Below are 13,161 nucleotides of genomic sequence, written 5' to 3' on the forward strand. Positions count from 1 at the left end.
TATGTACTTCATTGCCTCCTAACATTATAAACGATATTGATGCAGAATAGCAAGACTGATTTCTGTACTGATAAGCGTAGAAATAGATTGGCGGAAGCTAACATGCGCGGGAGAAAATCGAATTGGAATTGACATCCATAAATTTAATAGCTAAAATTAAACAAGATATGCCATTTAGTTAGGAGAATAATATTTTATGAACATGCGAGTAACTGAAAACAAAAGAGTCGCAATAAGTATTATCGTGCCGCTTTACAATGTGGAAGAAGTCATCTTAGAAACTTTAAAAAGTATTGAAGCTCAAACATTTGATAATTATGAAGTTTTACTTATTGATGATGGTTCAACAGATAGAACAATTGAAATTGTAAAAGATTTTATCAAAAACCATAAACTATTTAAACTTATTCAACAAGAAAATGCGGGGCCAGCAGTTGCTCGGAATCATGGTCTTCGAAAGGCTCAAGGAGAGTATATTTGTTTTGTAGATAGCGATGACATTATTCCTGATAATGCGCTTGATTTAATGTATCAAGCAGCAGTTAAGAATAATGCTGATTTAGTTACAGGGGCAACTAAAAGGTTTAATTCAGAGAAAGAATGGTTTATTCCTTCTCATGTGGAACACAATATTGCCAAACCGGGGAGTAAAACGATTTTCAAAAATCCGGAATTGTTTTATTCGATAGGGCCGTGTGCTAAATTATATCACCACCAATTAATCGAAAACCTTTTTTTTCCTGAAACAATTAGATATGGAGAGGACCAGCCATTCGTACTTCATGCATTGCTGAATGCAGAAAATATCTATACGGTAGAAAAAGTGGTTTATTACTACCGTTTGAGGGACGGTGAAGGTGAGTCCTTAACACAATCAGTCTATAAAGATCCTGTGCGTATTTTGCAATCTGTGTTTGATGTTTTTGATTACGGGGAGAAAGAAATTAAAAACAGTAAGACGCCTGAAAATATTGCGTTGGAGTATTATAAACGTGTTTCTAGTGTTGAATTGTGGGCTGCTCTCAAGGCATCAACAGAAAGTAAAGATGTTGACATTCAAAACACCTGTTATACGATGATTTTAAATTGGTTTGAAACAAAATCGGATAAGTTTTTAAACTTAATTCCATCTTTCCGTTATTTTCTTATGTATAGTACGATGGACCGAGCAAACTATATTCGAAAGGGAGCTAGGGCTTCTTTCCGCAAACTAATTACTTACTTGTGGGCAAAACAAAGAGAAGAGGCAAAGGATGCTTTCATCAAAACCTATCCTGTATACTACCAAGCGACCATTAGTATTATAGAGGAAGACAACTGGAAAAAAGCGAAGAGAATTTCTAACCGATTTATTATTCGTTCGAAATTAAAAACGCCACGCCTCGTAAATGGTTTTGCGCGAAGAATCTTATTTAAATTGGTGAGTTTTTTGCCGAAAAAAGATTATCTTGTACTTGCAACAGAAAGAAGCGTGAAGCTTGAAGGCAATTTATTAGCGATTTATGACTTTATGTTTTTAAATAATCGACCTGAACGAATTTTTGTCTTTTTAAATAAACAGCGAAGTTGGCTAGAAATACTACAGCTTTATTATGTGTTGGGGCGTGCTGAGAATATTGTTTTAGATGATTATTACAATAAAATCTATGGATTGAAGTTCAGTAAAAGAACTAATGTTATTCAATCTTGGCATGCGGCAGGGGCTTTTAAGAAGTTTGGCTTTAGCGCATTAGAAGCCGATGATTCAAACACTGAAGAATTTGAAGCGCGAGCGCATTCGCCTTACTCTGCCGTTTTAACGAGTTCAGAAGCGATTGTCCCGCAATATGCAGAGGCGTTTCGCAAAAAGGAATCTCAAATATTTCCAATTGGTGTGCCTAGGACAGATATCTTTTTTGATCATGACTATAAAGAATATATCGAGGAAGTTTATCGGAAGCAATATCCGATTTTACGCGAAAAGAAAGCCATTCTATATGCGCCAACCTTTAGGGGCGGACCAGACGAGCGGAAGAATTTCTCTGTTGTCATGGATGTCAAAAAAATGCGCGACTGCTTGAGCGATGAATACGTCTTAATTTTAAAATTTCACCCGATGATTAAAAATATCACCATGAATATTGATTTAGACGATCCATTTATTATTATGATTGATTCAACAGATGATATAAATGACGTAATGCTATTTAGTGATGTTCTAATAACAGATTATTCTTCAGTGATTTTCGAGTATAGCATTATGAATAAACCTATGTTTTTCTTTGCTTATGATATTGATAATTATTTTGATGAACGCGGTTTTTATTTCAACTATGAGGAAATGATTCCCGGGAATATTTACAAGACAACAGATCGATTGGTTGAAGCTATCAAATTGGATCAATATGATTATGAGAAATTAGTTTCATTTAGAAAGCAATTTATGTCTAGTATTGATGGTCAATCCACCCGTCGCTTTATTGAAACTTTTATAGATAATAAAGGGGGGAGAGCATGATTTCAATTATCCAAGTGAGTTCGGAGGAACGTGTTCAAGAAGCACTTCCGAAATTAAATACAGCTGAAGGCGAATTTATCCTTTTAAATGGAAATGAATCGGACATCGTAACTTCTCAAATTATGACTTTCGCTAAAAATTATGAGGAAGTTATTGCAAGTGCAGACATTCATTATTTTCAAAAAAACCCTGTCTTTTTAAAAGAAGTCAAGAACTTTTCTTATGAAAAAACAGAGTTAGAAGAAGGGTTAAACTATATCAATGAAGTAGAGCTTTCTGTGCCTAGCTATCTCGAACAAGAACCCTTTCTAATCTTTGAAGAAAATTATCATTTTATGTTGGTTCGTAAAAAAGAACTTTTGAGTGCGGCGAGTGAACTTGATGGCCACGATAATTTTGAGGAGTTAATGTTTAGATTGCTTTCGAAAAATCAAAGTATCGTTAAACAAAAAATCTTAGAATTTCAAGATGATGTTTTCCAAAAAGAATTAGCTGAAGTGGATGTGGAACAAGTTTTTGAGAAGTATGCGTTTTTAAAGATGCGGCAGGAGAAACATAGTCATATTCGTTTGCTTAATCAAAAGTATAATATTAATACTTTGAATTATTTAGTTCGGGAGCAAATTGGCCCGTACTTCCAGCAACTCATTCTCAAAAATGAAGTAGCAAAAGCGGAAACATTTTTAACCAGTTTACTGAAAAAATTAGAGCAATTAGATAAAATAATTGTTTCTGATTTAGTTTCACTTGGTTATTTCTTCGTGCAAGTTCCAATCGAAAATTATCAAAATTTAAAGAGCGACCCATTATTTGTCGAAACATATCTGAAATTTAGTACATTTTTATTTGATCAAATGCATTTTAATTCAAGACAATACTACTTGCGTTTTTACCGTCAAACAACGAATGCATTGTATAAAGCTGTGCGGGCAAATTCTGATAAAGAACTACAAAAATGTAATGAACTATTTTTTAGCAAGTAAATCAATATCAAACAGAAGTTAGCTAAAAAACTAGCTAGCTTCTCTTTATGGCTGAGGGGATAAATATGGAGACGAAAGAACTTAATAAAAAGTGGATATATGGCATTAGTTTTGTTTTGCCTATTTTGTTAGTAATCATTGCACAATCATTAAACAGCATGTCTTTTTTGGGAACAAAAACGTTTCTGGCTGCCGATTTGAAAAGCCAGTATATCTCATTTCACTATCTACTGCATGATTTGATTTACGGAAAAGCGAATTGGGGATTTACATTTCAAGGTGGCATGGGTGTAGGAACACTCGGGATAATAGGCTACTATTTGATGAGCCCATTTGCTTTCATCATCGCGTTGTTCCCAAAGGACTTATTAGTATACCTGATTCAAATTGTTTACTGGATTAAAGTAGGTCTTGCAGGATTATTCATGGCAATCTATTTAAAAAACACATTTAAAAAGATGACGTGGTGGACAATTCCGCTTGCTATTAGCTACGCGCTATCAGGTTTTATAGTTGTTTATCAATCGAATATTATGTGGCTGGATGTAGTTTATATTTTCCCCATTATTATGCTTGGGGTAGATAAACTTATTCAAGATGGAAAATCTGGAATATTCATTTTTGGTATTACATATGCTCTTGTTACAAACTTTTATATTGGCTATATGGCTTGTATCGGGGCATTCTTATATTTTCTTGTTCGGATTTTTGAGCTCGGGGAAAAGCCGATTTCTTTTTGGAAGAAGTTTTTCCATTTCGTTTCATCGGGAATTATTTCTGCCTTATTAGCGGCACCAATTGTTGTGCCAGTAGTGTTAGAAACGCTATCTGCACCAAAAAAGGATCAGGCTATTCAATGGTTTAAGTTTGATTTAACAGAACCAATCAATACGTTAAGCAAATTTTTAACGGGCGTTCAGTATCCACTTGTGGATGTGAATCAAAATGCGCCCAATGTTTACGTAGGCCTCTTTATTTTATTATTAGCTGTGTTATTCTTTTTAAATCGCACTATTTTATTGAAAACGAAGTTGTTGTGGTTAGCCGCTTTAATCGTATTATTTATAGCGACGCAAAGTGTTGGAATGAACTATGTTTTCCACGGGTTTGCGGAACCAAACGGATGGCCATATCGTTATATTTTCATCTTTTCGGCCTTTGCAGTTGTTATGGCGGCTAAAAGTATCGATGTATTTTCAGGTTTGAAAATGTATCAAATCTTAATCGTTTTATCTGCTCTGCTGCTGTTATTTGTACTGCTTTACTTGAACAATGGCGAAATCATCTCTAGAAAAATTTTAGTTATCAATGCGGCTATGCTTATTTGCTTGACGATTGGCCTGATTGGTCTCGAGAAATATCAAAAAATCGCTATTTCGTGTTTAGTGTTACTCGTTGCAGCGGACTTACTGATGAACACCTATCAAACAAATCGCGTCTACCCGGCTGAAACGTATGAACAATACAACCAATTTGATAAAGAAAAAACAGCGATTGTCTCGGAAGTTGGCGGTAGCGATTTTTCAAGAATGGATTTTACAAGTCAACAGCCGTTTCGAAATAATGATTCATTCCGCTATGGTTTGAATGGCATAACCAATTACAATACACTTACGCATAAGCAACTGAACCAAAATCTAGGGAAACTAGGCTTTTTAACAACACCTTCGATGGTGTGGTTACGCTACGAAGGGAACACTTTAATTACCGACTCCTTGTTTGGCGTGGCATACAACATACAACCTAAAAATAGCCAGATTACAAAAGAGGGTTTTAAGCGGGTCATGCAAACTGCTTCTTACGACGTTTATCAAAATCAAAACGCGCTTTCCTTAGCCTACATTCCGCAAGTGGACTATCAAGCGGTTAGCAGTAAACTTGATGATCCGTCGCTAAATTACTTTGAGAAGCAAAACCTACTTTTTTCCAAAAAAGGAAGTGAGTTACCGTATTTCCAAATGACGACCCCAGTAAAATGGGAGGCAAAAGATTTAACAGTGACGCGAAACAATAATGTTTTGACGCTCCAAAAAAATCAACACGTCACGGAAGGGAAATTGGAAGCACAAATTGAAATCCAAAAACCTTCGCAACTTTACCTGTCATTAAATGGAATCGTGAATAGCGCTACGCCTTTACAAATCTATGTAAACGGTAAACAAGTTTCACATTCTACCTTTGAGGTAGCGCCGCATATTATTAATCTTGGCGAACAAAAAAGCGGGGTGACCACCGTTACTTTTGTAGTTCGAAACGCGGTGGAAAACATCGGTGGTTTACAGTTTGCTAAACTGGATTTAGAAATGTTCCGAAATCGAGTGAATGCCCTAGAAAAAAGTAACGTACATGTAGAAAAAATACGTGAAGATCAGCTAGAAACAAATTTTGTAGCAGAAGAAAAAGAAACTGTCCAATTTACAATTCCGTATAGCAAAGGCTGGAGTGCCAAAGTAAATGGCGAAAAAACTGAAATAACGCCACTTTATAACAAGAGTTTTATTGGGGTTGAAGTGCCTAAAGGGAAAAATAAAATTGAGCTGAGCTACAGACAACCTGGTCTTTTTGCAGGATTCCTTGCGCTACTAGCAGGTAGTGCGCTATTGATCTGGTTAAGATTTAGAGCGAAACGTTCGTAAGACTCGCGTGAATATGGATAGCTTCTTTTTACAATCTTTTGTGTTACAATATAGCTGTATGAGCTTTCAAACTTTAGAAATAAAGGAGAATAAAGAAATGATTTATGCTGAAATTCTTGCTGGGGGTAAAGGTACCCGGATGGGCAATGTGAGTATGCCAAAACAATATTTACCGCTTAACGGTAAACCCGTTATTGTGCATACCGTTGAAAAATTTATTTTAAATGCGCGTTTTGATAAGATTTTTGTGGCTTCACCAAAAGAGTGGATGAACCACACAGAAGATGTCCTAAAAAAACATATTCAAGATGACCGAGTTGTTGTCATTGAAGGTGGTACCGACCGCAATGAAACGATTATGAACGGAATTCGTTATGTAGAGAAGAATTTCGGTTTAAATGAAGATGATGTTTTAATCACACATGATGCTGTTCGTCCATTTTTAACGCACCGAATTATTGAAGAAAATATTGATGCGGCTTTGAAATACGGCACAGTAGATACGGTAATTACGGCGACGGATACAATTGTTGAATCGACCAACCATGAATTTATTACAGATATTCCGGTTCGTGATGTGATGTATCAAGGTCAAACGCCGCAAAGTTTTAACATGAAAATGATTTATGGGCACTACAACGCGCTTTCTGCCGAGCAAAAAGAAATTTTAACGGATGCTTGTAAAATTTGTCTGTTAGCTGGTGAAAAAGTGAGTTTAGTAAAAGGTGAAATTTTTAATATTAAAATTACGACACCGTACGATTTGCAAGTAGCGAATGCCATTATACAGGAGCGGATAAATAATGATTAATCAAGTATACAGGCTCGTGTCTGAACGACAATTCGAAGTCGCGAACATTGATGAAACATTGACGGAAGATGTCGTTGTTGTTCGCCCAACTTATCTTTCGATTTGTGCGGCCGATCAGCGCTATTATACTGGTTCACGCGGAAAAGAAATTTTAGCGAAAAAACTTCCAATGGCACTGATTCATGAAGGTGTCGGAGAAGTCGTTTATGATGCTAAAAAAGAATTTCCTATTGGGACAAAAGTCGTCATGATTCCTAATACACCCGTTGAAAGTGACCCTGTCATTGCAGAAAACTACTTGCGTTCAACGAAATTCCGTTCAAGCGGTTTTGATGGACTCATGCAGGACAATGTTTTCATGCGTCGGGACCGTCTTGTGGTGTTACCAGAAGATATGGACATGTCAGTTGCCGCTTTTTCAGAGCTCATTTCAGTAGCTGTTCATGCGCTACTTCGCTTTGATTCACGCGCCGACCAAAATCGCTCGTCTTTCGGCGTTTGGGGCGATGGCAACTTAGGCTTCATCATGACGCTTCTTTTAAAAGATAAGTACCCAGATGCGAAGGTCTATATTTTTGGAAAAACACCGTACAAACTGGATTTCTTCTCGTTTGTAGACGGTGCCTATAATATTGACGAGATTCCGGAAGGGCTTGTTATTGACCAAGCGTTTGAATGTGCGGGAGGCAGAGGCAGCCAGTACGCGGTCAGCCAAATTATTGACCTCATCAAACCAGAAGGTACGATATCGCTACTCGGTGTTTCAGAATATCCGATTGAGTTTAATACACGCATGGTGCTTGAAAAAGGGCTTACCGTTTACGGTAGTAGCCGCAGTGGTCGTGTTGACTTTGAAGAAACCGTTCGTTTTTTAAATGAAAATAAACGCGCTGTGGAATACTTAGCCAATTTAGTCGGTGAAATCCATGATGTTCGCAGTATTCAAGATGTCATTGAAGCGTTCGAATCCGATTTACGAAGCCCGTGGGGGAAAACGGTCATGTCGTGGAACATATAAGAAAAAGGCGTCGCTGTGCGGCGCTTTTATAAAAGGGACAAAGAATAAGGAGTGTGATGAAAATGAAGCGTATTTTAGCTTCTGTATACATGTGTTTCGTCAAGGTAATCGCCTTCCTTTGTCGCATGTTTAAACGGCAAAACAAAGTGGTTATGCTGATTACGTTTAGCGATAGCCCAGAACAAATCTCCAAAAAAATGGTGGAACTAAAAGTGACACCTGAAACAATTGTTTTTTATGACCCACGTTTAGACACAACAAAAATCGCTCAAAATTTTATGCGAATGATTCCTATGAAAACAAAAACATTGGTGTCGCGCATTTATCATATGAGCACGGCAAAAGTTGTCCTTGTTGATAATTATTTCCCCGAGCTTGCTGTGATGAAATGGGCAGAAGGAACAATCTGCGTACAAATTTGGCATGCGAGTGGCGCACTCAAAAAGTTTGCATGGGAAGATAAAAGTGTTGCGGGACGGACAGCTGCCGAACAGACGCGATTTAAACGCGTCTACGCGGCGTTCACTCATGTGGTCGTGGGATCTGATGTGATGGCTGACATTTTCAAACGCTCTTTCTTGTTAGACGACAGTAAGCTGCTCAAAATCGGAGTGCCAAGTACAGACTACTTTTTTCAAAAAGAAAAGGTCATGAGGGTGCATAAGCGCTACCGCGCGAAGTATCATAAAAAGACAATTTTATATGCTCCGACGTACCGGGACAATGAGCTTGGTGCGGCCAAATTGCTCATCGATGTGGAAATGATGCGCGAAAAATTGGCGAGCGAATACGTCTTGCTGTTAAAACTGCATCCCGCAATTGCGAGTCAACTTGACGTGCCAGAAGATGATTTTGTACGCATTGTACCGAAAGCAGAATCAATGAAGGAAGTCTTGGCTGGAAGCGACATTCTCGTGACAGATTATTCATCCACCCCCGTTGATTTTGCGCTACTTGACCGCCCAGTGTACTTCTACACGCCAGATTTAGAAACGTATGATAGCGAACGCGGTCTTGTCACAGGCTACTTGGATCTAATTCCGGGGACGCCGTATCAGACGACAGAGGCGCTTTCAGACGCTATTTTAGCGGAGGCTGCGCATGCCGAACAAATTGAGGCGTTTAAAAAAAGCTGGAACAAGTACTCGACAGGAAATGCAAGCGAAAAACTTGTTTCTTTTATTAAAAAAAATCTTTAAAAAAAGAGGGACGTACGATGAAAAAAGTGATAACTTACGGCACGTTTGATTTGCTCCACTGGGGTCACATTGAACTTTTAAAGCGGGCAAAAGCCCTTGGCGATTACTTAATTGTCGCCGTCTCAACGGACGAATTTAACGCGCTAAAACATAAAGAAGCCTATCACAGTTACCCGCACAGAAAATTGATTTTAGAAGCTATCCGTTACGTAGACGAAGTTATCCCAGAAAAAACATGGGAACAAAAAATTGACGACGTCAAAACGCATGACGTTGATATTTTCGTGATGGGGGACGATTGGAGCGGCGAATTTGACTTCTTAAAAGATTACTGTGAAGTCATTTATTTACCAAGAACGACCGGCATTTCAACGACACAAATTAAAGATGATTTAAGCTAAAATCCTACGCCCATTTTTGCGTAGGATTTTTTGCGTTCAAAAATTCACGGAAGTAGTAACTGAACATATTTTAGCCGTGACCATATTTTCCTTTACTCTATATTAGATAAATAATATAATATTCTTGAAGTAGTTGAATTAAATTTCTGTTGTGTTTCGCAATGGTAATGAAAAAGGTGTCTTTTTAGTAATTGCACTGTGAGTCAAAAAGGACGGCACTATTTTCGTATAAAATGTTAGATGTATAACTTGGCTATAGAAACAAGTAATATTTCAACTACTTCAAATTTTCTCAGGAGATGGTCATATAAAATGCAGCAAATACAATTAAAAGAGATAGATGAAGTCTTAGTTCTTAAGTTCAGAAATTTAAACAATTTTAAAGAAGTAGCTGATTTATTGGAAATAAGCCCACAATTTTTAAGAGATATATTGTATGAAAAAAGGAAGTACAGTCATTTTTATATATCTAAAAAGAACGGGGGAGAAAGAGAAATTTTTTCTCCTGTAAATAATTTGAAAATTATTCAAAAAAAACTAGCGTACATTTTCACATTAGACTATACTCCTTTTAAATCTTCATTTGGTTTTGTAAAAAAGAAAAGCATTATTGATAATGCGGCATTGCATACTAATAAAAAATGGGTTTTTAATTTTGACCTAAAAGATTTTTTTCATCAGTTTAATCAAGGCAGAGTGATTGGTTTATTTAGAAGATATTTTAATTTTAATAATGTAGTCGCGGGTGTCCTTGCAGAAATTTGTTGTCATCAAAATATACTTCCACAGGGTGCTCCAACATCACCTATTTTATCCAATATGTTATGTTTTGAAGTAGATAGAGAACTTCAAAAATTATGTAGCTCCAAACAGTGTACTTATAGCAGATATGTGGATGACATCACAATTTCATCTAGTAAAGATTACTTTCCAAGGCTGTTTGCTTTCAAAGATGGGGAGGGGAGAATGCGGCTTGGTAGATTACTTGAGGAGATACTTCGAAAGACTGGATTTGATGTGAATCAGGAAAAAATATATCTTCGAACTCCCAATCAAAATCAGAATGTTACAGGTCTTACTGTTAATGAAATTGTAAATGTTAACAGAAATTACGTGAAAAGAATTAGAGCTTCAATACATAATTTGAAAGTAAATACCGAAGAAGCAGCAAGAGAAAAGTTTTTTATAGAATACACTAAGCGCAAAGCTCATATTAATCCTAATGCTAATGTTTATAGCATTCTAAAAGGTCAAATTCAATTTGTTGCACAAGTTAAGGGAAGAGAGAATCCCGTATTTAAAAAATTGGCCAGTCAATTCAATTCTTTAAACTTACCTTCGAATATTAATCCAATAAGTCCACTTACGCGGGTTGAAAAGTTTAGAAGAAGAAACTGTTTCATTGTGGAAATCTCTTTTGAAAGAGAGGGAGAATTTTTTTGTAATACTGGTTCAGCATTTTATTTAAAAAAAATAGGTTTGGTCAGCGCTGCTCATATATTTAAAGACTATTTCGAACATTATGATAGTGCTGTTAAACGTGAAATATATATAGTAAATGAAGTAGATAGAAAGCATAAAATAAAAATAAATAAAAAATACATTGATTATGATTTAGATATAGCAATATTTAATTTAGATACCACCATTGATACTATGAACTGGGGATTTAACCGCTCTGATACAATATATGAAAATCAAAAATGTATCTTGCTTGGTTATCCAGAAGATTGTAATGGAAATACTTTAAATACTGAGTTTGGAAAAATTACTCAGGTTATTTCTAATTCATTTCCAAATAAATTTAATAGCATTGAACAAGAATTAGGTTTAACTCAAATAAGGTATAAAATATCAGCTACTATTTATGGTGGAAATAGCGGGGGACCGATTCTCGATATTCATGAGAATGTCATAGGTATTGCAGCGAAAGGTACTAGTGATAACGGTATTACGATTAATACATTTGTGCCAATTTCGGATATAAAATTCTTAATGAATAGCTAGAATATCTAAAGTAGTAACACACTAGTTTTTATGCTATGATGGGGTTATTAAATTCGTTTCCAAATGAGGATAGGAGAGAACGATGACGAACTTATATCATGACGACAGTTTAACCTTACATACTGATTTGTATCAACTCAATATGATGAAAGCGTATTTTGATGATGGTTTACATGAACGTAAAAGCGTATTTGAAGTTTTCTTTCGCGATATGCCATTTGATTCCGGCTTCGTTGTTTTTGCTGGCTTAGAGCGAATTATCGCATACATGAAAAATTTGCATTTTACAGAATCTGACATCACCTATTTACATGATGAACTAGGATTTGATGGCCCGTTTTTAGAGTATTTACGAAACTTTAAATTTAAAGGCAACATTCGTTCCGTTCGCGAAGGTGAATTTGTTTTTAAAACAGAACCCATCGTGCAAGTGGAAGCGAGCTTAGCGGAAGCACAGCTCATTGAAACGGCACTTTTAAATATTGTGAACTTCCAAACCTTAATTGCGACCAAAGCGGCGCGAATTCGTGAGGTTGTGGAAGCGGAAAGCTTAGCTGAATTTGGCACGCGGCGAGCGCAAGAAATGGACGCAGCAATTTGGGGAACGCGCGCGGCTTATATTGGCGGCTGTGATTCCACAAGTAACGTGCGCGCTGGAAAAATTTTCGGCATTCCAGTTTCAGGAACAATGGCGCATGCGATGGTTCAGGCGTACCGAGATGAGTATGAAGCATTTAAAAGTTATGCGAAGAGTCATAAAAATGCTATTTTCCTCGTAGACACGTATGATACGCTGAAATCAGGCGTACCGAATGCGATTCGGGTGGCGAAGGAACTAGGCGATAAGGTGAATTTTATGGGGATTCGTTTGGACAGCGGGGACATGGCGTTCTTGTCGAAGAAGGCACGCCAAATGCTAGATGAAGCAGGATTTCCGGATGTGAAAATTTTTGCGTCGAGCGATTTAGATGAACATACGATTTTATCTTTGAAGGCACAAAAAGCGAAAATTGATTCATGGGGTGTTGGCACAAAACTAATTACAGCATATGATCAACCAGCGCTTGGTGCGGTTTACAAAATGGCGGCCATCGCGGACGAAAACGGTGTGCTGCAGGATTCAATTAAGCTGTCGAGCAACACGGAAAAAGTTTCCACCCCGGGTAAAAAGACCGTGTATCGTATCATCACGACGGACGAAGGCTTGAAGGCGGAAGGGGACTATGTGGCACTGTTTGACGAGTCTTTGGACGACGCGAGGGAGCTTACGATGTTCCACCCGGTGCATACGTACATTACGAAAACAGTGAAGCATTTTACGGCGCGTGAGCTACTTGTGCCGATTTTTGAGGACGGCGAGCTTGTCTATGAGATGCCGACTTTAGAGGAAATCAAGCAATATAAAGAGGATAACCTGGCGCTGCTTTGGGATGAATACAAGCGTACGATACGTCCAGAACAATACCCAGTTGATTTAAGCGTGAAGTGCTGGAAAAATAAGATGCGCAACATCGAGAAAGTGCGCAAAAGCGTGCAGCTTCATTCACCAGTTGATTTAGATATACCATTTTAACAAACACGAGCGGCTTTCTTTTTGTCTAAAAGTAGG

9 protein-coding genes are annotated in these 13,161 nt (G+C 37.2%); all 9 read left to right on the forward strand.

Annotated features, from left to right (window positions below; genetic code table 11):
• Nucleotides 1-196: 196 nt before the first annotated feature.
• The 9 genes from CFS60_RS00775 (at nt 197) to CFS60_RS00815 (ending at nt 13,125) form a co-directional block, all read left to right on the forward strand.
• Complete coding sequence (locus CFS60_RS00775) at nt 197-2,497, forward strand: CDP-glycerol:glycerophosphate glycerophosphotransferase (protein ID WP_088838694.1); 2,301 nt, start codon at nt 197-199, stop codon at nt 2,495-2,497.
• Entirely contained in the window at nt 2,494-3,480 is a 987-nt protein-coding gene (locus CFS60_RS00780; RefSeq protein ID WP_088808698.1) for a hypothetical protein, read from the forward strand. Before CFS60_RS00775 ends, CFS60_RS00780 begins: the two co-directional genes overlap by 4 nt.
• 65 nt (nt 3,481-3,545) lie before the next feature.
• A complete protein-coding gene (locus CFS60_RS00785; protein ID WP_159458135.1) occupies nt 3,546-6,116 on the forward strand; it encodes a YfhO family protein in 2,571 nt (856 codons plus the stop codon).
• 97 nt (nt 6,117-6,213) lie between these two features.
• Nucleotides 6,214-6,927, forward strand: coding sequence for a 2-C-methyl-D-erythritol 4-phosphate cytidylyltransferase (locus CFS60_RS00790; RefSeq protein WP_088815158.1), 714 nt, complete (start codon nt 6,214-6,216; stop codon nt 6,925-6,927).
• Nucleotides 6,920-7,945, forward strand: a complete 1,026-nt coding sequence (locus CFS60_RS00795) for a ribitol-5-phosphate dehydrogenase (RefSeq protein WP_088815159.1) — start codon at nt 6,920-6,922, stop codon at nt 7,943-7,945. The genes CFS60_RS00790 and CFS60_RS00795 overlap by 8 nt, the downstream gene beginning before the upstream one ends.
• Nucleotides 7,946-8,007: 62 nt before the next feature.
• The gene (locus tag CFS60_RS00800; RefSeq protein ID WP_159458285.1) at nt 8,008-9,144 is read left to right on the forward strand and encodes a CDP-glycerol glycerophosphotransferase family protein; all 1,137 of its coding nucleotides are present in this window, start codon (nt 8,008-8,010) and stop codon (nt 9,142-9,144) included.
• Between the two features lie 17 nt (nt 9,145-9,161).
• Entirely contained in the window at nt 9,162-9,545 is a 384-nt protein-coding gene (gene tagD / locus CFS60_RS00805; protein WP_088815161.1) for a glycerol-3-phosphate cytidylyltransferase, read from the forward strand.
• 312 nt (nt 9,546-9,857) lie between these two features.
• Nucleotides 9,858-11,552: a reverse transcriptase domain-containing protein gene (locus tag CFS60_RS00810; protein ID WP_159458286.1), complete on the forward strand. Its 1,695-nt coding sequence runs from the start codon at nt 9,858-9,860 to the stop codon at nt 11,550-11,552.
• A gap of 82 nt (nt 11,553-11,634) precedes the next feature.
• On the forward strand, nt 11,635-13,125 hold the full coding sequence (locus tag CFS60_RS00815; protein ID WP_088838697.1) for a nicotinate phosphoribosyltransferase: 1,491 nt from the start codon (nt 11,635-11,637) through the stop codon (nt 13,123-13,125).
• The last annotated feature ends 36 nt before the right edge of the window (nt 13,126-13,161 follow it).

It is taken from the genome of Listeria sp. ILCC792, from assembly GCF_900186135.1.
Classification (GTDB): Bacteria; Bacillota; Bacilli; order Lactobacillales; family Listeriaceae; genus Listeria; species Listeria goaensis.